Genomic DNA, 21,395 nt, shown 5'->3' on the forward strand with positions numbered 1-21,395 from the left:
TGCGAAGATGTGTTAGCTTTCACACCCACCATGGTCCCCGTTGAAAATTCCCCCCGCCTGCAGATAGAAAACCGCCTCCTCAGCCATCCCCAGAGTTATATCAACCATGGCCAGGATGTTGTAGCAGGTTTACAGCATTCCCCCAAAACCCTGCCGCCCCACTATTTTTACGATGACCGGGGCTCTCTACTGTTTGAGCAAATTTGTCTGTTACCGGAATATTATCCCACCCGCACGGAAGCCGGCATTCTCCAGGCGATCGCCAAGGAATTGGTGGAAATTACGGGCCCCTGTGACCTAATTGAATTGGGCAGTGGCAGTTCGACTAAAACGCGGATTTTGTTGGATGCTTTTGCAGGGGAAAATATTGCCCTGCGTTATATTCCCGTTGATATCAGTGAAGCGATTTTAAAAGAAAATGCGGAGGCTATTCTAGCCACCTATCCCCACTTAACAGTCCAAGGTTTAGTGAGTACCTATCAGTTGGCCTTAGCATCATTGCCCGACCATAATTATCCCCATCGTTTGATGGCCTTTTTAGGCAGTTCCCTCGGTAATTTTTCCCCTGAAGATTGTCAAGCATTCTTTGAGCAAGTGGAGCAAGCTTTAGATCCAGGGGATTACTTTTTGTTGGGGGTGGATTTATGCAAACCTGCTGATATTTTGGAAGCCGCCTATAACGATACCCAGGGGGTAACGGCGGAATTTAATTTAAATATGTTGCGCCATTTAAATTGGCGTTTCCAGGGTAACTTTGCATTAGATAACTTTTCCCACCGGGCTGTATTTAATCAGCAAAAATCCCAAATTGAAATGTATTTACGCAGTGGCACTAAGCAAACGGTACGGCTGGAAAGTCTTGGTTTGACCGTGGATCTGCAAGCTGGGGAAACGATTCTGACGGAAATATCCCGCAAGTTTTCCCTCCAGGCTAACAATCCCAACGCTATTCCCCGTCAATTGGCTGACCACGGTTTGGAGCCACTGCGGGTTTGGACTGATGATCAACAATGGTTTGCCGCGATTTTGAGCCGGGTCAACTAGAGGCAAATACCCCCGCCTGACAATCCCTCAGCCATAAACGAATGCCTTGGGCGATCGCCCCGGTGCTGGCATCCCGTCGGGGAGAGGTGGGCTGATCGGTGGAGCTTCCCCCCAATTGTTGGTACAGTAACGCCAATTGCCAACCCTGCTCCGTTTGCACAAAAAATGCCCAGTAAAAATTCTGACTGGCGATCGCCCGTTGGTCGGTGTAGCTTCTTTCCAAGGTGGTGAAAAAGACCTGCTTAGTGGTGTCCGGTACCGCCGTTTGCCACTGTTGTTGGGCTAGGGCCAGGGGTTCGAAATCCGCATTGCCGGCGATCAAAATGTAGGTTCTCAAAGGAACCCCACCAATTTGGCTCCGTTGCATGACCCGATTGGTGTAACTGGGCAACGCTTCCAGTAGAGGGGGCATCAATTCCGTTAAAGGTTGTTGGCAGTGGCCTCCGTTGGGGGAACGGCTATTTCTTGCCTGGGCGGAGCTTAAACCCAGACTGGCAAACAACATCAAAGCAATGCCAATGGCGGGCAGGTAAAATTGGGCAACCGGGGAGAACCGGAAAAGGGCTAGGGGGCGAGGTCTTGGCATAATCTTTCCCAAGCGGCTTCGGGATTGGGGGCAGCGGTGATGGGTCGGCCAATGACAACATAATTTGCCCCAGCGGCGATCGCCTGGGAGGGAGTCATGACCCGTTTTTGGTCGCCCTGGACAGACCAGAGGGGCCGCACGCCGGGAGTAACCAGCAAAAAGTCCGGGCCACAGGTTTGCCTCAGCTTAGCCACTTCCTGGGGGGAACACACTGCTCCATCAATGCCAGTATTTTGGGCCAACTGGGCCATGGCGTTGACGTAATCCTCCACTGCTAAGGATTGGTGTAACTCTTCCCGTAGCTGGCGATCGCCAATGCTGGTGAGCAGGGTAATGGCCAACAGCTTAGGGGCATGGGGCAACGGAGCCATGGCTTGGGCGGCTAGGGTTAAAGCTTCGCTTCCCGCTGTGGCATGGAGAGTTAGTAGATCTACTTCGTATCGACTGGCGGAAAGGCAGGCTCCTAAAACCGTGTTGGGAATGTCGTGGAATTTCAGATCTAAAAAAATCCTCTTACCCCGGCCTTTTAATTCCGCCAAAATGACCGGCCCCGCCCCCACAAACAATTCCAGTCCCACTTTCCAAAAACCCACCCCCGGCAAACGATCCACCAGGGCGATCGCCTTGGGCAAATCCGGCACATCTAGGGCAACAATTACTTGGTCTGGGGTCATGGCAAAGTGGAGGGATTATGGCAAAGGGAACAGGAAAATTTGACCCTTTATAGATCGTCACTGGGGGGCGGCAGGGTACGTAGCACTTCCACCATGGTCGGGGTGGCAAATAAAGCCCTCGTATCTGCAATTAACTTCTCTCCCCAGAGATTTTTAATCAGGAAATCAATTTCCCCATAGCGACTGTCTATGTTCAGAGCGTCCTGGGCTTTTTGCAAACCTTCCTGGGTTTTACCCTGTTTATACAAAGCAACGGCGATCGCCAATCGAGGTTCCGCTTGCTCCGAGTCAATTTTGACCACTTCCTGCCAACGCTTTAGCGCCGTGTCAATTTTGCCCTGTTCATATTCGATCAAACCAATATTGTTTAGGGCCGGCCAGAACTGTTCTTCCGCTTTCAATGCTTTTTGGTAGGCGGTGACCGCATCGGGATATTTGACCAACTTTAGGTAAGCATTGCCCAAATCAAACAAAGCGGCAGGGGTATCAGGGCGCTGGGCCAAACCTGCCAGCAACACTTCCACCGCTTGGTCATACTGGCCCTGTTGAAAATAGGCATTGCCCAAAGTGAATTTAATGCCCGCTTCCTGGGGAGCCATGGCTTCCGCTTTTTTCAGCACCTCAATGCCTGGCGCCACATCCTCCTTTTGCAGATAAAGGGTGCCCAGGATAAACCAAGTCTGAAACTGCTCCGGTGCCAGTTGGGTTGCCAGTTTAGCCCGAGGAAAGGCCAAATCGTACTGCTGAAAGCGCACCAATTGCACCACGTCTTCTGTAAGCGCAAGGCCCTGATCTTCCAACTGTTGTTGGTCTAAATTGGGGGTGTAGGGCAGGATCGCCTGGGAAAACACCGGGGCCGCCACACCGGCCAAGCCCAATTGTAGTCCCCATAAAAGCAACCAATGACGTTTTGACACAGTAATTTTTTCCATCGATCAATGTTTTGAGCCATCGTAGGGAAACGTTACGGTCTCCCAGCTTATTCAAAGCACAACCTAATCATTTAGGTTAGAAGGGTAGGGCCCAACACCTTGGTGGTGTGCGTTTATTGTATCTAGCCCGACGTTGTTTTGGCCATCCATCTTCATCCTTGGGACTTGGGAGCCGGAGATGATTTTGTTCAATGCCCCCATTCCCCCGTCAGTAAGGCTAATCCCACCGATGAATTTTTCCCCAGCACCTTTTCTTTCTTCCCTTGCCCCTAGGCAGCTTCGGCGGAGATTATTAATGCCGTTGGGCTTAGCTGTCACTTTTTGGTTGCCGTTTTCCCTTCCGGCTAGGGTTGTGGCCCAAACGTTCTCCACAGATCCAGACTTTACTAGTTTGAAGCAACAATTGGAAGCCAAGCAATTTAAAGTTTTGTTGTCTCCCCCTCCCCAGCGGGGAGCCTATGGATTGCTCAATGCCCAGAGCCGCACCATCTGGATTCATCCCCTCACCTTTGAGTTGGGCATTGCTGTGCCAGTGATTGTTCATGAAGCGGTACATGCTGCCCAGGTATGTAAGGGCAAAGGACAACTCGCTCCCCTGGGGGTAACGGCGGAACCATTGGTCTATGCCCGACCTTTTTGGCTGCGATACGGTGATATTCACCGCCAAGACTTGGAGCGGGAAGCTTTCACCATACAAACCCAGCCAAATCGCATGGCATTAGTTTCTGATTACCTTAATCAATTTTGCCCATCTTGATAATTCATTTCCGCCAGGGCCAACGGGTACCCATTTCGGTTTTGGCGGACCAAACTAGGTAAAGCACCAATAGGCCAACGCCTGCAAGAAAGGGTAATAGGTCTTCTTTCATAACTTCCCACGTCGTAATTTTGCTTAGGCTATAACAAAAAAAGGCGATCATCACAACAAATATTCGTACACAAAAACTTATTTAAGGGTCACTTCAATGCTAATGTCAAGAGCTGAGGTCTGATGGCGCACCGTCGTTTAAGGCTTAGGTTTACGTCGGCGATACTTGTGAAATTCCCCTAAAATGAAACCAGCGTTTTTTCGAGGTTCTGTCCCTTGACTTTAGCATCTATCCCTACAAAACAGTACATTGAACAGCGGGAAGAAGAATACTGGATTAAAGGAAGTCGTGTTTCACTAGACTCAGTAGTGTATTCCTTTCTTGAGGGGGAAACGCCGGAAGTCATTGCCCAAAACTTTCCTCTCCTTTCCCTTGAGCAAGTTTATGGTGCGATAACGTTTTATCTTGCCAATCGTGAACTTATAAATACATATTTACGAAATGGAGAAACTGAGTTTAGACAGCTACAGAAAAATTGTCAGCAAAGAAGTCCTCAGTTGCATCAAACACTAATGGCAGCCCAAGCTCAATTATCACAACCGTCATGACAAGGGTTCGGTTTCAGGCTGACGCTGATCTCAAACAGGCGATTGTGACTGGTGTAATCCGTAGATGCCCAAATCTGGATTTTCAGTCGGCGAATGAAGTTGGTCTTGAGGGTGTCCAAGATCAAAGTGTGTTAACCATTGCGGCCCAAGATAAAAGGATTTTAGTTACCCACGACCGCAAAACGATGCCAAAGGAGTTTGGTGAGTTTATCGTTTCTCGGAATAGTTATGGCGTAATTGTTATTGCCCAGCATCTGCCGGTTCGTGAAGCAATTAATGGAATCATCATGATTTGGGAAGTGTCAACGGCGGAAGAATGGCTCAATCAAATTATGACTTTGCCGTTATGAAATCGCTCCCAACAATGACCAGCCATCAGACTACAGCCAAAAAAGGCGATCGCCACAGTCAATGACGACAGACAGGTCCAAACTCAAAATAAAATTTCAATACTAAACAACTTTATTAATCTTTACAGTTTTCCTGAGTTGGTGGAACTATCATTGTTTTACCAAGATCCCAACTTGATTATAGAGTTTATGTTTTTACAGTCCTGGAAAAGCTTAGAGGGAACCCATTTGAAGGACAAGTACTTACTTGAAACCTTGCTTGGGATTGGTGGGTTCGGCGCAGTGTTTCTGTCAAAAACAGTCGGCCACGATGGGGCGATCGCCAAGGTTGCGGTGAAATTAATGATCTGGGATAGCAAAAGGGAAAAAGAACAAACCCAAGAACTGGAGTTGGCAACTACGCTCAAGCACGACAGGCTAATCAATTTTTATGAATCCTTTATAACCGATGTGGAAGGACATTCCTTTTTGGCGTTGGTGATGGAGTTGGCAGATTATTCTCTCCAAAACCGATTGGAGCAGTTATCAGAAGGGGAATTGCTACCCAGACCAGAGCGAGACCAGGTGATTGAGTCGGTGTTAGAGGCCCTTTGTTTTCTCCACGGCGAGGGCATTGTCCACAGGGATATTAAGCCAGATAACTTGCTATGGGTGAATGGGCAATGGAAGGTGGCAGATTTTGGTATTTCTCGCATCTTGGAAGAAGCCACCAGCACTAATACTAACGCCAATAACCTCAGCATTTCTTACCGATATATGCCTCCAGAAGCGGTAGAGGGCTTAATTTCTCCCCATTGGGATATTTGGTCTTTGGGGATTTTAATAACTCTGTTAATAACGGGGGAGCATCCTTTTCCCCACACAAATATAATGGAGCTGTCCTGGAAAATTCGTCACGAGTTACCGGTATTCACAGACGAAATTAATCCCCTTTATAACAAAATAATTTCCAGTTGTTTGGCCAAGGAACGCTATAAACGCTGGAATGCTAAAAAGTTATTTTCTTATTTCACTATTGTTAGAAGTTCAGATAATACGGAGGAGGAGATTGCTCATTTCTTAAATGAACGACTGGAGGAAATTGAAGTTTTAAGGGAACATGACGATTATCGAGGGATTATTGCTCTTTGTAAAATTATTTTGGAATTGAAACCGGATCATTATGAAGCTTGGTACATTAAGGGAGAGGCCTATTCTTGTCTAGATCAGTACCAGGAAGCTCTAGATGCCTATGAGCATTCAATTAGCTGTAACCCTCATTACGCTATTGCAGTTCATGCCAGCAATTACATCAAACAAAAAATTGAAATTAAATCAATTTGAAAATTTTCATATTTTTTTATGGAGTAAAATCAATGACTAGTTATTATCCAACTTTACAAATTAAAAGAGGTGAATATTTTTGTAAAGTTATTGAAATAAAGCCTTATGAGTCCAAATATGAATATTTCGTGGGGCGGCAAAGTGATGACTATACTGCAAAGAATTCAACTGATTTAGTGAGGGTAGAACGTAATCGTATTATATTGTTAAATAAAGAGAAAGTCATTTCACGTAAACACCTGACTCTCACAAGGGAAATAGATGGTTGGTTTGTGATTGATCACAGTCGTAATGGAACTATCCTTGTCAGGTCTTCTGCACAAATAAAAATTGATGAGTTAAAAGATAGAAAATGTCTAGTTACTGATGGAGATCATATTATTATTGAAGATTGGGAATTAATATTTTGCGATCCAGATACGACAGTTAACAAAAAAATATTTTTACCTCCTTCTTATCCTTGGGTATTTAGTCTTAGTCAGCAATCACTTTTTCATATTAAAAAAGGAAAAAGAATAAAGGTTGCGCTTGCCCCTCAACCGACAAAAGCTCTAGCATGTATGGCCCTACGCAACATAAATAACTGTGGCAGACCAGTGGTGTGTACTTATCAAGATTTGATTGAAGCAATTTGGGGAGAAAATAGTTTTGGTATTACGCCTGAGCGCATTCACCCAATTATGCAAAAAATTCGACAAGTATTTGAAGACCAACAAAAATTTGAGTGTGAACCAGATGATCCAAAACAGTTATTAGAAACCAAAAACGGTGAAGGTTACTTACTTAATATCCATTGTGAACATTGAAGTATCATCAATTCTAAGGTAGTGCCAACTGTTTTTTAATAGCAACACTTATTTCCTCTTGAGATGGAGGTTCTCCATTGTTGTTGGCGAAGAGGGAATATAATACATTGATATAAATTTCTCCCAATGTAGTAGTTATCGTTGCCGCAGTAGTAGCGGAAATAGCTCCTCCGGCAATAGAGCCAACCCCAGGTATCATCTTTAAAATATTTGAAACAATAGCTCGACCCACAAATGTTCCGCCGACTCCGGCCGCAAATGCCCCTACAATAGTCACTAAAAAGCTTTGATCTAGGGTGAGTCCAAAGGTAGCTGAAATAACAGCAAGCATTCCAACTTGAATCGGAACAATCGCTACTGCATCTGAAAATGGAATTGGCGAAACTCCTACAGATCCTGCCGCCGCCGCCGCTGCTAATACTATTTTCCTGGATTTCCTTCTTTTAAGTTCTAGATCCACTTTCTGAGCGGCAACAAATGCCCTCTGAGTTCCCTCAGGCACTACTTCCATTGTTAACTTTACTAAATCATGTAATCCTATCGGAGGTAAAATATGACCTTCATCTAGTTCTTCTTGGATGGCCCTAACACGGATAACATTTTTTGCTAATGGTAACTGTGATTGAACTATTTGGTGAAATGATTTTACCTGTCCATCGGAATCATGAACTTTATCTTGCCTTGCCTTAGTTATAACCACAATAACTGACATATAACTGCTAAATAGTTTAACTAACTCTTCCTCTGCTGGTTCAACACGACGCAGGTCTTCCGCAATGCAAATCCAGGCAACATGAATGTGCTCTTTGGAATCTGAGCTATTACTTTTGTTGATGACGAACTGGCGGAGTTCTTCGAGAGTTTCTGAAAAATCTGCCATTTCCAAACCACGAGTATCAAAGATAGAAAGGGGAACGCCTTCTTTCTTTATTTCTCTTGTATGTTGAGTGACAGGACGACCTTGGCCAGTTGTTGCAAAATTTCCTTGAAAAACAGAATTAATTAAAGTACTTTTGCCTACACCAGTTCTTCCTGCAATCAAAATATTGACATGACCTCTCTCTTTTAAAGCTTCCTTAATTGCCTCTGTGACGACTGAATTTAAATCGAAGTTTTCCATGGGATTATTCGTTAGTGTAGGATAGTAATTTTGTTGCGGTAAGACTAGTTGATTTTGCATAAAATATATCTAACCAAATATATTTTTAACGCTTTGTCTTGCTTTTGCTTTGACGGAATCTGTAACGTACATAGAGACCATTCCAATTGCTGCAGCTATTACGCCTAGATCATCAGTGTACCCAGCGACTGGGATAACATCAGGAACAGAGTCAATAGGGCAAATAAAATAAGCTAGGGCACTAAAAATAGCTGTTTTTGCCCATAACGGAGTATCTTTCTCTTGCGCAGCATAGTAAAGCCAAAGAGCTTTTTCGGTAACTTCTCGTCCCGCTTTCAGAGAAAAGTTCTTGATTTTTTGCCAAAATCCTGTGTCCGAGTATTTTTGCTTAACAGTAGAGGCCATTGCTTATTTCTCCATTAATAAATTAGGTTTGGTCAATCACAATTAGTTATTTTCTTGGCAATATTTGTAAGCTTTATACCCTGCGTATACAGCAACTCCTGCCACCGCTGCAATACCAGCGACAGGTAGAGCAACTACTGTAGTTGCAGTGGTTGTAAACCCTAAAAAGCCAGCAATCCCTGGGGCTGCAGTGGTAGTAGTTATGGTGGCAATAGTAATTTGTCCACCTAAAGCTCCTCCTGCACCCAATCCTGTAGCAAGTCCTGCTCCCTTAATTTCATTCAGCATGATTAAATCTCCTAGTTTTAGTAAAAAATTAGGGTATTTTAATTAATCCAAAATCTTTTTCACTCCATAAGCTGCAAGTCCTGTAACAACCCCAGCCCCGATAACAGGTGCAGCTCCCACAGCTATAGCTCCAAAGCCACCAGCCAAACCCATATTGCCCACAAACGCAGCAAGTCCAGCTCCGAGGGCACCACCACCCACAGCAAAGCCGGCTGCTTCTTTAATTTTTTCTTCTTGTTTCTGTTTAAACATAAGCCATTGTCCTGTTAAATTCATAAGAACATCTTTAGCTTATGTTGAACGGCCAGAATTATATACGCAGAAGCTCCTTCTAGATTCTATTAATTTTGCGTCCCTTGAGAGCGGGTTTGGAAAGTAGGTTGAAGTATGAAAACTATAAAACTTTCACCATAATTAATGATAATGTGAGAATCTTACAGCATCGACATAACTAATAACCAGTGGCAATTGGTAGAGTCTCATTTACCCAAAGCAAAAACTGAGGGAAGGAAACGAAGAATCAATAAAACCCCAGCAACGCTGCTAAGCATATAAAAATCTGGTCAGGGAATGGGGTATATAGAGCCAGGATGGTTACCATGGCATTATTCTGACTAACCCACAACAACCCTAATTATGGCGATCGCCTAGAATAGAAAACTGAAAGCGGCAATGGAGCCTAAAAATCCCTGATGGTTTTCCCCTGGGGATTAGTTTGCTTAAAAAAGTCTCATTTAATCATTTATTGTCAAATTATCCCGTTAAACTTTGCTAACTTCATTTTTTTTGCCCCTACGTCGTTTTTCCTCTGTTTTATTGGGGGGATTGATTTTTAGCACGTTGATGCTAAGCAGCTGTGCTCCCCCCGATCCCCTGGAACAGCGTAGTCAACCACCGCCACCCAAGGAAGAAAGTAGCCTCACCCTCAACAATGCCACCCTGGAACAGGCCAACGCTAAGGGACAAACGGTCTGGAAAATCCAGGTGCGGGAAGCCCGCTATAGCCCCGATGGCAGGAATGCAACCCTAGTTGAGGTGAAAGGGGATTTTTACGAAAATGGCAAAGTGGTGCTCCAGGTGAAGGCGGACAAAGGGGAAATCATCGAAGATGGCAAAGCGCTATTCCTGCGGGAGAACATTGTTGCCCTTGACCCCCGTAATAAGGCGGTGTTGCGAGCCCAGGAAGTGGAGTGGCAGACGGAATCCAGCGTTTTAATTGCCCGCCAAAACCTAAAGGGGGAACATCCCGATTTAACTGTTACGGCCAAGGAGGGACGCTATGAAACCAAGGACCAAAGGTTAATCGTTTCCGGTGATGTGGTGGCGGTGACGGAACACAACACCAAGGGCCAGAATCAGCCCAAAGACCCCCGCCGCCTAGAGTTAAAAACCGATAGTGTTACTTGGGAAATTAACAAAGACCGGGTTTTTGGCGATCGCCCATTGACCCTAGTGCGCTTTGTGGATAAAACTGCCACCGACGAAGTAAAAAGCGACCGAGCGGAATTATTGCTCAAGAAACAGTTGGTACACTTAGCGGGCTTAAATCAGTTCAAATCCATCCAACCGCCGCTACAAATCGCCGCCGAACCCATTAGTTGGTCTTACCTAAATCGATTTGTCACCACCGACAATCCCATTAGCATTGTGGACTATGAACAACAAATTACAGTGCGGGGCAACCGCGGTTTTGTCAACTTGGCTGACGGGGTAGCAAAACTAGAACAGGGCACTAACACCACGAGTCAAACGCAACAATCCCAACTCTATGCCGATGAGCTAACCTACAATTTTGGTCCCCAGACATTGGAGGCCAAGGGCAACATCATCTATGAGCAACACAAGGGAGTTAAATTCAACCTCACTGGGGATTTAGCCCAGGGTTCTTTACCGGATAATAATGTGGTGGTAACCAGTACTAGCCCCGAAAGAGTAGTGACGGAAATTTTCCCCAATCAGTAGGGCAAGTTATTGATTAAGGAACTCGCAGGATTTACGACTTTAAAAACCAAAAATATCTAATTGTTTGGCTGTGTCTTCCGCTATTGCAGTATCCGTTTGACCAGCCATCATTTTGCCGCGATTACCCTTGCGTAAACCGACGGCGATTTTACTATGTTTTTCAATCTGGGCCATTACCTGCCGGGCCCTAGTAATAACGGAACTAGGTAATCCTGCTAAACGTCCTGCTTCAATGCCATAGGATTTATCCGCTCCCCCCGGTGTAACTTGGTGTAAAAAGATAATTTCCTCCGGTAATTCTTTGACCGTAACTTGAAAATTAGCCACATTTTCTAGTAGAGAAGCCAATTCGTTCAGTTCGTGATAGTGGGTGGCAAAAATTGTCCGAGCTTGGATTTCCCCCGCTAAATATTCCGCCACCGACCAGGCGATCGCCAAACCATCAAAGGTAGCAGTCCCCCGACCAATTTCATCCAGTAACACCAAAGATTTAGCGGTGGCATGGTTGAGAATATTGGCAGTTTCATTCATTTCTACCATAAAAGTTGACTGCCCCGTAGCTAGATCATCCACTGCCCCTACCCGGGTAAAAATACGGTCACAAATGCTTAAGGTTGCTGATTTTGCAGGAATAAAACTGCCAGTCTGGGCCATTAATTGTATTAATCCAACTTGGCGCAGATAGCAACTTTTGCCGCTGGCGTTGGGCCCTGTCAAAATGACCAAATCGGGATGCCAATGGTCATGGCCCAATTGGGTATTATTAGCGACAAAAAAGCCGGCCCCCAAGGATTGCTCCACCACCGGATGGCGCCCCGCTTCAATGTCAATTAAACCCGGTTCCGTTTGCATGGTGGGACGGCAATAACCTTGGTAAACTGCCACTTCCGCTAAACCGGCTAACACATCGATCGCCGCTACGGCCTTGGCCACTTCCCGGATCGGTTGGGCTTTTTCCGCCACGGTGGCCCGCACTTCAGTAAAAATTTCATACTCCAATTGATTCAATGCGGCCTGGGCAGTGAGAATCCTGGTTTCCCGCTCCTTTAATTCCGGTGTGATATATCTTTCCTCATTAACTAAAGTCTGTTTACGAATGTAATTCTCCGGAGCTTGTTCCGACTTACTGCGGGGCAAACTGAGATAATAACCAAAGGCTTTGTTGTACCCTACTTTTAAATTGGCAATGCCGGTTTTTTCCCGTTCTGTGACTTCTAAATTGGCTAACCATTGGTTATCGTCCTCCGAACTTTGGCGCATTTCATCTAAGGCCTGATTAACCCCACTGCGGATTAAGTTACCTTCACGAATATGTAAAGGGGGATTTTCCACAAGATGGGCCAACACATATTTGCCCAATTCTTCTAATTCCGGTGGTACTTTTTGCAAAGCCTTTAAATAGGGACTATGGCCTTCCTGGGCTAGCTCGGCTAAATCCGTTAATCGCACCAAAGAAGAAGCCAAACCGTACACATCCCTGGCACTGGCGGTGCCAGCCCCCACCCGTCCCGTTAATCGCTCCAAGTCATAAATTTGCCGTAATAGTTGCCGTAAATCCTGACGCAGGGGAGCATTTTCGTACAGTTCTTGGATGGTTTTTTGGCGAGCTTCAATGCCTTTTAGGTCCAACAATGGTTCCAGCAACCAACGGCGTAAAGCTCGACCACCCATGGTGGTGCTGGTGCGGTCCAAAGCCCACAGTAGGGAACCATGGAAACTACCATCCCGCACTGTTTGATTAATTTCTAAGTTGCGGCGGGTTTGGTGATCCAGAATCAAAAAATCCGTTAACGCGTAGGTTTTTAATGGCTGGATGGGTACCACATGGGCTTTTTGGGTATCTTCAATGTATTCCAACAAACCACCGGCAGCCCGGATTGCTAAAGGTAAGTTTTCACAGCCCATCCCTTCCAAAGATTTAACTCGAAAAGTAGTTAGTAGCCGTTGTTTTGCTTCCACCAAAGAAAAGGGAACTTGGGAGCGGAGGGAATAGCAAAAACTAATGGGCAATTGTTTAGGAATATATTCTGATGGTTCCCCCGGCCGCAAAATATTACGGATATCCGGAGCTGAAGTGGGAATGAGGACCTCCGACGGTTGTAATCTGAGTAATTCCACCGCCAAATCGTCCAAGTTGCTGGATTGGCAGGTGAAAAATTCCCCGGTGGAAATATCCGCATGGGCTAGGCCCCATTTATCGTCCACCAAGGCGATCGCCGCCAGGAAATTATTGCGCTTGGCGGGGAGCATACTGTCATCGGTCAAAGTGCCGGGGGTGAGTAACTTAGTTACTTGCCGTTCCACCATCCGCTTTTCCGCCTGGGCTTCGGCGGCATCCTCCACTTGGTCACAGATGGCCACGGCGTAGCCTTTTTCCACCAACTGCCGAGCGTAACGGTCCAGGGCATGGTGGGGCACACCGGTCATGGCTACCCGGCCAATTTCCTTGCCCCCCTCCTTGCTGGTTAAGATCAGTTCTAATTCCCTAGCAATGATCACCGCATCCTGGAAAAAACACTCAAAAAAGTCCCCCACCCGATATAACAAAAGAGCACCCTGATATTGTTCCTTGACCTCGGTGTAATGTTGGAACATCGGCGTCAACTTTTGGCGATCGAGCCCGTGATAGTCCCGTTGGGGTTCTTTAACTGTGCCGAGGAAGGGAGTATCAGTCATGGAGTAAGGATTCTGGGTTGAAATCAGAAAGCCCCCATTGTAAAAGATCTGCCGGGGATACTCGTCAAGCCAGGGGAAATTCGGGCAAACATTTGCCGGAGTCCGGTCTATGCATGAAGTTAGTTTGATGGAACAAACCCTGGCGATCGCCATTGCCCAGGCGCAAGACCATGGGGCCAGTAAAATTCACCGTTTAACCCTGCGGGTGGGGCAACAGTCCGGGGTAGTGGCCGATGCCCTACGATTTGCGTTTGAAGTGGTGCGACAAAACACCATCGCTGACGGAGCAAAATTAGAGATTGAAGAAATCCCCGTTACTTGCCACTGCCAAAACTGCCAACAAAGTTTTCAGCCGGAGGATTGGATCTATCGCTGTCCCCAATGCGACCGGATTAGCCAAACGGTGCTGGATGGTAAACAGTTGGAATTAGCCTCTCTGGAACTGAGTTGAGCGGGAATAAAGTCCTGACCGAGGGAAGAATCCCTATCGCCATGGGCTATGTTAAATTTCTTTAAGCAACCGTAGCTCGGCTTTTCCTAAGCTGAACTGACTACAATCAATCATCACCTCGATTAACACGATGTTTCCTCTACTGGCCCTTGAGATTCCTGAACCGATTAAAATTTATGGCCAATTTGGCCACCCCATTATGATGTGGGCGCTGTTCTTTACTTCTGTGTATGCCATGTGGCTGGGCTTCCAGTCTCGGCAAATTCGTTCGGCGGATGCGGAAAAACGCAAGGAATTAATTAAAAAGGATGTTAAGGGTAAACACTTTATCCTTGGCTCTCTCTTACTTTCTCTGATGGTGTTGGGCACCATTGGCGGCATGGCCGTTACCTATATTAACAATGGCAAACTGTTTGTCGGCCCCCACTTGATCGTTGGTCTAGCCATGGTTGGTTTAATCGCCACAGCGGCGGCTTTGGTCCCCTGGATGCAAAAGGGCAATGAAACGGCCCGCTTAACCCACATCACCCTGAACATCACCTTGATTGGTTTATTTGGCTGGCAAGCTTTCACCGGGGTGGAAATTGTCCAAAGAATTATTAGCAAATTGGGTTCCTAGGTTATTACTGTTTTGCAAACTTTGCCCGTATTAACCAATCCCGTTGATGTTTTAATCCTGTCCAATGGCCCAGGGGAAGTGACCACCTGGGTTCGTCCCGTTGTGCATGCTTTACGTCAATTACCGGCTGGCGATCGCCTGAGAATTTCGGTGATGCTTTCCCCCTGTCCCCATGCCATGGGCAAGGAAGCGGAGGTGGTCCGCAGTTATCCCGAAGTGGATCGGGTGCAGGGCAGTGAACATTTTTGGAATTTCCTGCTCTGGGGGAAAACGGCGGAACAATGGTCTTGGCATTCCCAAGGGGTGGTTCTTTTTCTGGGGGGAGATCAATTCTTCGCCCTGGCGATCGCCAAAAGGTTGGGTTATCGTTCGGTGGTCTATGGGGAGTGGGATGCCCGCTGGCCCCAGTTGATTGATGCGTTTGGGGTGATGAATGAGCAGGTGCGCCAAGCATTACCAAAGCGTTATCAGCCCAAGGCTAGGGTGGTGGGGGATTTAATGGTGGATGTGGATACCACCGATTCCCCCGTCGCTCCATCGCCAAAACCGTTAGTTGGCCTACTGCCCGGTTCCAAAGCCACTAAACTCAGCCAAGGGGTACCCCTGGAAGTGGCGATCGCCGTGGAGTTACAGAAAACCCATCCCCAATGCCAGTTTGTGCTCTTCTTGGCGCCCACAGTGGATTTGCCTCAATTACAGGGTTACGGCCGGGTGGAGTCCAATCCTTTGGTAAGTACCATGGGCAACATTGAAATAGAAGTGGTGGAAAAAGACGGGCAAGAACCCTATCTGTTGACAACAACGGGGTTAAGAATTGACATTTGTCGCCAATTTCCCGCTTTGACAGAGTTGAAAAAACTAACCTTTGCTTTAACCACTGTGGGGGCCAACACCGCTCAGTTGGGAGCCTTGGGCATTCCCATGGTGATTTTATTGCCCACCCAACACACGGAAGCCCTCAAACATTTAGACGGCCTGCCGGGATTAATTGCCCGCATTCCCTGGGTGGGGGCACAATCCATCCGTTTGATTAATTACCTCATTGCCAAGAAAAAACGTCTTTTTGCCTGGCCCAATCTCTGGGCCGGTCGGGAAATTGTGCCGGAATTGTTGGGGGATTTAACTCCCGCCGGAGTAGCCAGCCAATTGACCCCCTGGTTAGACCATCCTGAACAGTTAACCCACATACGTCAACAACTGCAACAGGTGCGGGGCCAGTCCGGAGCGGCGATCGCCATGGCAGAGTTAGTTGCAGAACAAATCATCGTACAGCAGAAACCAGTTAGGATGAGTTTGACAAAATAGCTAGCAACTTAGAGAATAGAAGATCGCTTGTCAACTATCCTGCTCGGATCAGGTTACGACAACCATTACCCAAAAATGCCAAGACTACAGGGTTTTCCATTGGTTTCTGAGAAAATAAACCGGGAGATTCCCCCGAGGCATACCTGTACGGCAATTTACGCAAACAAATTATGAGTTACGCCATTATTGAAATTGGGGGAACCCAGATTCGGGTCGAGCCCGGCCGTTTCTACGAGATCAACCACCTGGACGGCGCACCGGAGGACAGCTACGTTGTCGATAAAGTGCTTTTGGTCAAAGACGGCGACAATGTCACCATCGGCCAGCCCTATGTGGACGGAGCCACCGTGGAAGGGGAAATTCTTTCCCACCGTCGGGGTCGCAAGGTCATTGTTTACAAAATGCAACCCAAAAAGAAAACCCGCAAAAAACGGGGTCACCGCCAAGAACTAACCCGCCTGTTGGTGAAATCCATCTCCGTCAACGGCACGGCGATCGCCAAGGCAGAAGAAATTGATGCCAAAACCCCAGTGGTGGCTGGTTAAAGCAACAACCAATCAAATTTGGCTAGATTGTAAGTCGGGTAAAATCAAAACTGGCTGGCTAGTCTGAAAAGAATTTGTTAACCATTAACAGGAGACATTAACAACCATGGCCCATAAGAAAGGAACGGGGAGTACCCGGAACGGTCGGGATTCTAACGCCCAGCGCTTAGGAGTCAAACGCTACGGTGGTCAAACCGTCACCGCCGGTAGCATCATCATTCGTCAACGGGGCACCCAAGTTCACCCTGGCAATAACGTCGGCCGGGGCAGTGACGACACCCTTTATTCTTTGATTGACGGTGTGGTTAAGTTTGAGTACAAAACCAGAAGCCGCCGCAAAGTGAGCGTTTATCCCGTCGCCGCTGAATAAACTTCCATCAAGTTAAAATGCTGAGAATCCTCCAATTTTTGGGGGATTTGCTGTTTTTACCCCTGCAACTTAGTTTCGATGTCCTTTGCTACTCCGCCCAAACCCTATCTTGCTGTTCCCATCCAAGATTGCGGTGAACCCCTTGCCCCCATCAACCTAGAGGGCGTTAAGTTAATCCATCCCCATCCCTACCAAAAGTTAGGAACTGACTACCAAGGGCGATCGCCATACATGCTACGTACTGGAGTATTAAAAAGATTGGATCAAGCTCGGCTGACATTGGCTGACATTGAACCGACATGGCAAATTTTGGTGTTTGATGCCTATCGACCCATCGCCATTCAACAATTTATGGTGGAGTATACCTTTGCTGAAATTGTGGCTAGGGACGGTTTACAAGGCCAGTCATTAACCCCTGAACAAAGGGAAAATATTTATCAGCAGGTCTACCAAATTTGGGCTATCCCTAGTGATAATCCCCTCACCCCTCCCCCCCACAGCACCGGAGCGGCCTTGGATATAACCTTACTGGATCAATCGGGGGAACCTGTGGATATGGGGGGAGAAATTGACGAACTGTCCCCCCGTTCTCACCCTAATTATTATCAAACAGCACAGCCAGAAAGTGACGTCGAAAAAGAACAGTTTCAACTCTACCAACAACGCCGGGAATTATTAAATATCATTATGGAAAGTGCGGGATTTTTGCGCCATCCGGGGGAATGGTGGCATTTTTCCCAAGGGGATCAACTCTGGGCTTGGCAATATAATCAACAACATCCCGATCGCCAAAAGATTGCCTATTACGGCCGGGTTGAATGATGTTCAAATCCCGTTTACAGATTTTTGTCATAAAAACTTAGCCAAAACTTATCATTCAGTAAACTTTCTAGCTCTCCAGGGAAAGGAGAAACATCTGGAAAAAACGTGTTGGGATAATCTTCTCTCATTGCTGATAGGGCATCCTGGTAAGATTCAGGGAAAATCTCCAACAGAAATGGTTTGAGGCTAGGGGAATTTTTTAATCTTTTTTTAATGTCTTGGCGAAAATTACGAATTTCGATTTCCCAACCCCGAAAAGACCCCGGACAATCGACAAAACAACGTTTTAATAAATGCTCTAGTAAACGGGATAACAAACTATCAACGGCGTGACGTTCATTTCTGCCCAAAGTCTCTATTTCCTCAATTAAGTTATCCCAATCAACTTGAGCAAAATCTTGATGTTTTAATAGCTGGACTGTTTCTTCTGTCCACAGGGTAAAGTCCTGCTCATAAAGCATTTTTTGTTGTATAAATACCATGGTTGTTTAAATCCTCGCATTTTCTGGGTTAACCTTAGTTAAGCAACCATTTTTTACTTCAAAATTAATAGTTTTTTACTGACAATATTAAGTGATAAATGTATTTGCCTATCGATCGCCAACGGCCAGAAACTCCTTCACACCGAAAATTGCTTCCCGGTGACGGTACCATTTGAATTCCAGATAATTATGGAAGGGGTCAGCCAGGAAAAAAGTACGATGCTCCGTCAACTCTCCGACAAAACGCAACTTGGGTGGTAAATGATAGGCAATGCCCTGGGCTTCCACTCGGTCACAGAGGGCAAACCAATCCGCCTCAGCGGTGAATACTAAGCCAAAATGCCGGGGATAGATGCTCTGTGGTTTTACCAACGGTTCCTGGGTAACATGGGCCACCACTTGATGGCCATAGAAATCTAAAATTACTGCTTTATCCGTTTCCCGACCGGCCTTAGCCCCCAGGCGATCGCAGTAAAACTCCTTAGTTTTCGGAATATCATTAACGGGAATGGCGAGATGAAAAATAGTTGAAGCCATCATCCTAGCTTCACTCCAGTCTTACAAGTTAGAGCTAACCTCTCCATTTTAAGCCCCCTATTCCTAGCCCCGAGCTTTTCCGTCACTGAGTGTTAACAAACAGCTTTTGTTTTAGCCCTTTGGAGTTAGGCTAGGAATCCCCCCGTTTGTCGATCGCCCGGTTACCCCGCCATGGCCTACGAACCTCTGCACCATAAATATCGCCCCCAGACCTTTGCGGACTTAGTGGGCCAAACGGCGATCGCCGCTACGTTGAGCAATGCCATCGCCCAGGAACGTATTGTTCCCGCTTATCTGTTCACAGGACCTAGGGGAACGGGGAAAACTTCTTCGGCACGAATTTTGGCCAAGTCCTTAAATTGCATAAGTGGCGATCGGCCCACCGCTAGTCCCTGTGGTCAATGTGCCACCTGTCGCTCCATTACCAATGGTTCGGCGTTGGATGTAATTGAGATTGATGCGGCCAGTAATACAGGGGTTGATAATATTCGGGAGATTATTGAACGGGCCCAATTTGCCCCAGTGCAATGCAGATATAAAGTATATGTGATCGACGAATGTCATATGCTTAGTACGGCCGCATTTAACGCTTTACTAAAAACCCTAGAAGAACCGCCGGAAAGAGTTGTTTTTGTCCTGGCTACCACCGATCCCCAGCGGGTATTGCCTACGATTATTTCCCGTTGCCAAAGGTTTGATTATCGCCGCATTCCGTTGGAAGCCATGGTGGATCATCTGCGATACATTGCCACAGAAGAAAAGATTAATATTGACCAGTCCGCTTTGACCCTAGTGGCTCAAATTTCCAATGGCGGTTTGCGGGATGCGGAAAGTTTACTGGATCAATTAAGTTTATTGCCCGATTTGATCACCCCGGATAAAGTTTGGGATTTGGTGGGGGCAGTGCCGGAACAGGATTTATTAGCTCTCCTAAAGGCGATCGCCAGTGACGATGCAGAAACTCTATTGGGCACCTGTCGGCAAATTTTAAACCGAGGAAGGGAGCCCTTGGTGGTATTGCAAAACTTAGCGAGCTTTTACTTAAACCTACTTATTGCCCAAACGGCCCCCCAAAGGTCAGATTTAGTGGCGGTGACAGCGGAAACGTGGCAGGGGCTATGCCACATCGCTCCCCAGTGGCAGAGGGGAGTAATTTTACAGGGACAACAAAAACTGAAGGAAAGTGAAGTTCAAATCCGCAACACCACCCAACCAAGGCTGTGGTTAGAAGTTACCCTTTTGGGTTTGTTGCCTTCCGCCTGTGTTAGCGAAGTCGCCACCGCCAATAAACCACTGCCCAGCAATATTCCTGTCCCGTCACCGGAATCGGAATCGGCCAAGCCCAACAATGTAGTTGCTTTTCCTGGCTCTAATTATTTAACAGTGGTGGATAAAGCTCCATCTCCAGAACCGAACGAGAAACCAGTGGCACCAACTTTCACTCCGGAGTCTGGTAATGAAAACGATGGCCATAATCAGAAAACCCCTCAGCCCTCGGCATCCAATGTTGACCTCAACCAGGTATGGGCAGAAACTTTAAATAATCTAGGGTCTTTGAGTCAATCCCTTTTTAACGCCTATGGCTCTCTGCTGGATTTAGTGGGTATCAACGCCACCGTCAGTGTCACCACCCAGCAACTGTTAAAAATTGCGGCGGGCAAAAAGGACGAATTGGAAAGGGCCATGGGCCAAGCCTGTGGCCAAGCCATCAAAGTCAATTTAGTGGTGGGCAACCAATCTCCAACGGACAAAGCAGGATCATCAACCCCAGTCCCTCCAGCGGTCCATTCCCGTCCCCCCGCCATTCCCCCGGAACCCAAGTTCGATCGCCAACTGGAGCAAGGAAAGCCAGTAGAGCAAGTGCCCCAAGCCCCCCCGGAGTCAACTAAGCAAACTCCAGTGGTTCCCTCTCCCACTGCTTCCGAGACGATCGCCACTGGCCCGGCTACATCGGAAATTAAGCCTTCCCCCCGGCGAGAATCAAATAATTTTTTTAATTCTTCTCGGCCGAAACCTAAACCAGCTCCAGCCATTGAAGAGCAGCCCCCAACAAATATCGGTGATAGTGCCACCCGCAAGGCGATCGAGCAGTTTGCCAAAAATTTTGATGGGGAGATTGTGGCATCCGATGCTACGACTAACTCGGCGACTGACAACGGCAAAGATCTGCAAGAAGAAACGGAAACCCTCCAGCTTCCAATGGATCAGAATGCTTCGATTCAGCCCCATTCTCCCACCGTACTCAATCGACCGGCGATCGCCCCGGAAGAGGAGGAAGATTTACCTTTTTAGAAACCCGTCGCCAGTTGCCAAGCCATTTGTCCTGGAAAGGCTCAGCTAGGCAAGGGGAAGAGGTTGGGCCGGACAGTCAGGAACATGGTTGGCATTACTGCTTTTCGGCAAAGAAACCCTTAACTTTTTCCACCCCCGTTTGCAGATCCTGCCAAGACAGTTTGAGCAGGGAAAATACCCCCACAAACACTAGGGCGATGCCAATCAAAAAATTGCTATCGGCCAAAAACAAACCCACAATGACGATGAAATAGGGGGAAAGGATAGCGCTGACTTTTTCCACCACCTGGACGGTTTCGGTCTGTTTTGGTTCATTCATAGCCCGTTGTTCCGGAAAAATGAGCAGGTTGATAGACAATACATTCCTTGGAATTATACTGGCCCGCCAG

General features: G+C 46.9%; 25 protein-coding genes. 14 read left to right on the forward strand and 11 right to left on the reverse strand.

Translation table 11 applies throughout. From position 1 onward, the window contains the following. Window positions 1-30 precede the first annotated feature (30 nt). Entirely contained in the window at window positions 31-1,044 is a 1,014-nt protein-coding gene (gene egtD, locus D082_RS10945) for an L-histidine N(alpha)-methyltransferase (RefSeq protein ID WP_028947638.1), read from the forward strand. Here the strand turns inward: egtD and D082_RS10950 are convergent. The 3 genes from D082_RS10950 to D082_RS10960 are packed head-to-tail and all read right to left on the reverse strand — an operon-like array spanning window position 1,037 to window position 3,221. Then, the gene (locus D082_RS10950) at window positions 1,037-1,630 is read right to left on the reverse strand and encodes a hypothetical protein (RefSeq protein WP_028947637.1); all 594 of its coding nucleotides are present in this window, start codon (window positions 1,628-1,630) and stop codon (window positions 1,037-1,039) included. The genes egtD and D082_RS10950 overlap by 8 nt on opposite strands. Next, entirely contained in the window at window positions 1,609-2,304 is a 696-nt protein-coding gene (gene pyrF, locus D082_RS10955) for an orotidine-5'-phosphate decarboxylase (RefSeq protein WP_028947636.1), read from the reverse strand. Before pyrF ends, D082_RS10950 begins: the two co-directional genes overlap by 22 nt. Before the next feature lie 47 nt (window positions 2,305-2,351). Next, entirely contained in the window at window positions 2,352-3,221 is an 870-nt protein-coding gene (locus D082_RS10960; RefSeq protein WP_238546705.1) for a lipopolysaccharide assembly protein LapB, read from the reverse strand. Window positions 3,222-3,465: 244 nt separating this feature from the next. Between D082_RS10960 and D082_RS10965 the strand changes: the two genes are divergently transcribed. From D082_RS10965 to D082_RS10990, 5 genes are all read left to right on the forward strand, one after another. After that, entirely contained in the window at window positions 3,466-3,993 is a 528-nt protein-coding gene (locus D082_RS10965; RefSeq protein ID WP_238546706.1) for a hypothetical protein, read from the forward strand. A 327-nt stretch (window positions 3,994-4,320) separates the two neighbouring features. Beyond that, a complete protein-coding gene (locus tag D082_RS10970) occupies window positions 4,321-4,653 on the forward strand; it encodes a DUF433 domain-containing protein (RefSeq protein WP_028947634.1) in 333 nt (110 codons plus the stop codon). After that, window positions 4,650-5,003: a DUF5615 family PIN-like protein gene (locus D082_RS10975; RefSeq protein ID WP_028947633.1), complete on the forward strand. Its 354-nt coding sequence runs from the start codon at window positions 4,650-4,652 to the stop codon at window positions 5,001-5,003. The genes D082_RS10970 and D082_RS10975 overlap by 4 nt, the downstream gene beginning before the upstream one ends. A gap of 189 nt (window positions 5,004-5,192) precedes the next feature. Further along, the gene (locus D082_RS18345; protein WP_144428740.1) at window positions 5,193-6,326 is read left to right on the forward strand and encodes a protein kinase; all 1,134 of its coding nucleotides are present in this window, start codon (window positions 5,193-5,195) and stop codon (window positions 6,324-6,326) included. 32 nt (window positions 6,327-6,358) lie between these two features. Beyond that, window positions 6,359-7,132: an FHA domain-containing protein gene (locus D082_RS10990; protein ID WP_028947632.1), complete on the forward strand. Its 774-nt coding sequence runs from the start codon at window positions 6,359-6,361 to the stop codon at window positions 7,130-7,132. A gap of 13 nt (window positions 7,133-7,145) precedes the next feature. Here the strand turns inward: D082_RS10990 and D082_RS10995 are convergent, their stop codons facing one another. From D082_RS10995 to D082_RS11010, 4 genes are all read right to left on the reverse strand, one after another. Further along, entirely contained in the window at window positions 7,146-8,252 is a 1,107-nt protein-coding gene (locus tag D082_RS10995; protein ID WP_028947631.1) for a YcjF family protein, read from the reverse strand. A gap of 69 nt (window positions 8,253-8,321) precedes the next feature. Continuing rightward, window positions 8,322-8,657 carry a YkvA family protein gene (locus D082_RS11000; RefSeq protein ID WP_028947630.1) on the reverse strand — a complete coding sequence of 112 codons (336 nt, stop codon included), beginning with the start codon at window positions 8,655-8,657 and terminating at the stop codon, window positions 8,322-8,324. Window positions 8,658-8,699: 42 nt separating this feature from the next. After that, window positions 8,700-8,945: a hypothetical protein gene (locus D082_RS11005; RefSeq protein WP_051738822.1), complete on the reverse strand. Its 246-nt coding sequence runs from the start codon at window positions 8,943-8,945 to the stop codon at window positions 8,700-8,702. 42 nt (window positions 8,946-8,987) lie between these two features. Then, window positions 8,988-9,221 carry a hypothetical protein gene (locus D082_RS11010; protein WP_158506514.1) on the reverse strand — a complete coding sequence of 78 codons (234 nt, stop codon included), beginning with the start codon at window positions 9,219-9,221 and terminating at the stop codon, window positions 8,988-8,990. Window positions 9,222-9,713: 492 nt separating this feature from the next. Here D082_RS11010 and lptC point away from each other — a divergent pair, with 492 nt between their 5' ends. Continuing rightward, window positions 9,714-10,907: an LPS export ABC transporter periplasmic protein LptC gene (lptC, locus tag D082_RS11015; RefSeq protein WP_071880793.1), complete on the forward strand. Its 1,194-nt coding sequence runs from the start codon at window positions 9,714-9,716 to the stop codon at window positions 10,905-10,907. Between the two features lie 39 nt (window positions 10,908-10,946). Here the strand turns inward: lptC and mutS are convergent, their stop codons facing one another. After that, window positions 10,947-13,583: a DNA mismatch repair protein MutS gene (gene mutS / locus D082_RS11020; RefSeq protein ID WP_028947627.1), complete on the reverse strand. Its 2,637-nt coding sequence runs from the start codon at window positions 13,581-13,583 to the stop codon at window positions 10,947-10,949. A gap of 109 nt (window positions 13,584-13,692) precedes the next feature. On the opposite strand from mutS, the gene hypA reads away from it, so the two are divergent. The 6 genes from hypA to D082_RS11050 all read left to right on the forward strand — a co-directional run bounded on the left by hypA (window position 13,693) and on the right by D082_RS11050 (window position 17,695). Beyond that, complete coding sequence (hypA, locus tag D082_RS11025; RefSeq protein ID WP_028947626.1) at window positions 13,693-14,034, forward strand: hydrogenase maturation nickel metallochaperone HypA; 342 nt, start codon at window positions 13,693-13,695, stop codon at window positions 14,032-14,034. Between the two features lie 130 nt (window positions 14,035-14,164). After that, on the forward strand, window positions 14,165-14,653 hold the full coding sequence (locus tag D082_RS11030) for a DUF4079 domain-containing protein (protein WP_081857646.1): 489 nt from the start codon (window positions 14,165-14,167) through the stop codon (window positions 14,651-14,653). 12 nt (window positions 14,654-14,665) lie between these two features. Next, window positions 14,666-15,958 carry a lipid-A-disaccharide synthase gene (locus D082_RS11035; RefSeq protein WP_238546707.1) on the forward strand — a complete coding sequence of 431 codons (1,293 nt, stop codon included), beginning with the start codon at window positions 14,666-14,668 and terminating at the stop codon, window positions 15,956-15,958. 170 nt (window positions 15,959-16,128) lie between these two features. Beyond that, on the forward strand, window positions 16,129-16,503 hold the full coding sequence (gene rplU, locus D082_RS11040) for a 50S ribosomal protein L21 (protein WP_028947623.1): 375 nt from the start codon (window positions 16,129-16,131) through the stop codon (window positions 16,501-16,503). Window positions 16,504-16,609: 106 nt separating this feature from the next. Further along, entirely contained in the window at window positions 16,610-16,873 is a 264-nt protein-coding gene (gene rpmA, locus D082_RS11045) for a 50S ribosomal protein L27 (RefSeq protein ID WP_028947622.1), read from the forward strand. Window positions 16,874-16,951: 78 nt separating this feature from the next. Then, on the forward strand, window positions 16,952-17,695 hold the full coding sequence (locus tag D082_RS11050) for a M15 family metallopeptidase (protein WP_028947621.1): 744 nt from the start codon (window positions 16,952-16,954) through the stop codon (window positions 17,693-17,695). Between the two features lie 14 nt (window positions 17,696-17,709). Here the strand turns inward: D082_RS11050 and D082_RS11055 are convergent, their stop codons facing one another. Both D082_RS11055 and D082_RS11060 read right to left on the reverse strand, forming a co-directional pair. Continuing rightward, the gene (locus D082_RS11055; protein WP_028947620.1) at window positions 17,710-18,177 is read right to left on the reverse strand and encodes a DUF29 domain-containing protein; all 468 of its coding nucleotides are present in this window, start codon (window positions 18,175-18,177) and stop codon (window positions 17,710-17,712) included. Window positions 18,178-18,285: 108 nt separating this feature from the next. Further along, window positions 18,286-18,717 carry a VOC family protein gene (locus tag D082_RS11060; RefSeq protein WP_028947619.1) on the reverse strand — a complete coding sequence of 144 codons (432 nt, stop codon included), beginning with the start codon at window positions 18,715-18,717 and terminating at the stop codon, window positions 18,286-18,288. Between the two features lie 168 nt (window positions 18,718-18,885). Here D082_RS11060 and D082_RS11065 point away from each other — a divergent pair, with 168 nt between their 5' ends. After that, entirely contained in the window at window positions 18,886-21,006 is a 2,121-nt protein-coding gene (locus D082_RS11065) for a DNA polymerase III subunit gamma/tau (RefSeq protein WP_028947618.1), read from the forward strand. 94 nt (window positions 21,007-21,100) lie between these two features. On the opposite strand, the gene D082_RS11070 is transcribed toward D082_RS11065, so the two are convergent. Further along, window positions 21,101-21,325: a hypothetical protein gene (locus tag D082_RS11070; protein ID WP_028947617.1), complete on the reverse strand. Its 225-nt coding sequence runs from the start codon at window positions 21,323-21,325 to the stop codon at window positions 21,101-21,103. Between the last annotated feature and the right edge of the window lie 70 nt (window positions 21,326-21,395).

It is taken from the genome of Synechocystis sp. PCC 6714 (genome assembly GCF_000478825.2).
In the GTDB taxonomy this organism is placed as follows: Bacteria; Cyanobacteriota; Cyanobacteriia; order Cyanobacteriales; family Microcystaceae; genus Synechocystis.

What these genes read in the sequence shown, in the direction of transcription:
- egtD (WP_028947638.1), top strand. Translation starts at nt 31, where the DNA reads ATGGTCCCCGTTGAAAATTCCCCCCGCCTGCAGATAGAAAACCGCCTC.
- D082_RS10950 (WP_028947637.1), bottom strand. Translation starts at nt 1,630, where the DNA reads ATGCCAAGACCTCGCCCCCTAGCCCTTTTCCGGTTCTCCCCGGTTGCC.
- pyrF (WP_028947636.1), bottom strand. Translation starts at nt 2,304, where the DNA reads ATGACCCCAGACCAAGTAATTGTTGCCCTAGATGTGCCGGATTTGCCC.
- D082_RS10965 (WP_238546706.1), top strand. Translation starts at nt 3,466, where the DNA reads ATGAATTTTTCCCCAGCACCTTTTCTTTCTTCCCTTGCCCCTAGGCAG.
- D082_RS10975 (WP_028947633.1), top strand. Translation starts at nt 4,650, where the DNA reads ATGACAAGGGTTCGGTTTCAGGCTGACGCTGATCTCAAACAGGCGATT.
- D082_RS18345 (WP_144428740.1), top strand. Translation starts at nt 5,193, where the DNA reads ATGTTTTTACAGTCCTGGAAAAGCTTAGAGGGAACCCATTTGAAGGAC.
- D082_RS10990 (WP_028947632.1), top strand. Translation starts at nt 6,359, where the DNA reads ATGACTAGTTATTATCCAACTTTACAAATTAAAAGAGGTGAATATTTT.
- D082_RS10995 (WP_028947631.1), bottom strand. Translation starts at nt 8,252, where the DNA reads ATGGAAAACTTCGATTTAAATTCAGTCGTCACAGAGGCAATTAAGGAA.
- D082_RS11000 (WP_028947630.1), bottom strand. Translation starts at nt 8,657, where the DNA reads ATGGCCTCTACTGTTAAGCAAAAATACTCGGACACAGGATTTTGGCAA.
- D082_RS11005 (WP_051738822.1), bottom strand. Translation starts at nt 8,945, where the DNA reads ATGCTGAATGAAATTAAGGGAGCAGGACTTGCTACAGGATTGGGTGCA.
- D082_RS11010 (WP_158506514.1), bottom strand. Translation starts at nt 9,221, where the DNA reads ATGAATTTAACAGGACAATGGCTTATGTTTAAACAGAAACAAGAAGAA.
- mutS (WP_028947627.1), bottom strand. Translation starts at nt 13,583, where the DNA reads ATGACTGATACTCCCTTCCTCGGCACAGTTAAAGAACCCCAACGGGAC.
- hypA (WP_028947626.1), top strand. Translation starts at nt 13,693, where the DNA reads ATGCATGAAGTTAGTTTGATGGAACAAACCCTGGCGATCGCCATTGCC.
- D082_RS11030 (WP_081857646.1), top strand. Translation starts at nt 14,165, where the DNA reads ATGTTTCCTCTACTGGCCCTTGAGATTCCTGAACCGATTAAAATTTAT.
- rplU (WP_028947623.1), top strand. Translation starts at nt 16,129, where the DNA reads ATGAGTTACGCCATTATTGAAATTGGGGGAACCCAGATTCGGGTCGAG.
- rpmA (WP_028947622.1), top strand. Translation starts at nt 16,610, where the DNA reads ATGGCCCATAAGAAAGGAACGGGGAGTACCCGGAACGGTCGGGATTCT.
- D082_RS11050 (WP_028947621.1), top strand. Translation starts at nt 16,952, where the DNA reads ATGTCCTTTGCTACTCCGCCCAAACCCTATCTTGCTGTTCCCATCCAA.
- D082_RS11055 (WP_028947620.1), bottom strand. Translation starts at nt 18,177, where the DNA reads ATGGTATTTATACAACAAAAAATGCTTTATGAGCAGGACTTTACCCTG.
- D082_RS11060 (WP_028947619.1), bottom strand. Translation starts at nt 18,717, where the DNA reads ATGATGGCTTCAACTATTTTTCATCTCGCCATTCCCGTTAATGATATT.
- D082_RS11065 (WP_028947618.1), top strand. Translation starts at nt 18,886, where the DNA reads ATGGCCTACGAACCTCTGCACCATAAATATCGCCCCCAGACCTTTGCG.
- D082_RS11070 (WP_028947617.1), bottom strand. Translation starts at nt 21,325, where the DNA reads ATGAATGAACCAAAACAGACCGAAACCGTCCAGGTGGTGGAAAAAGTC.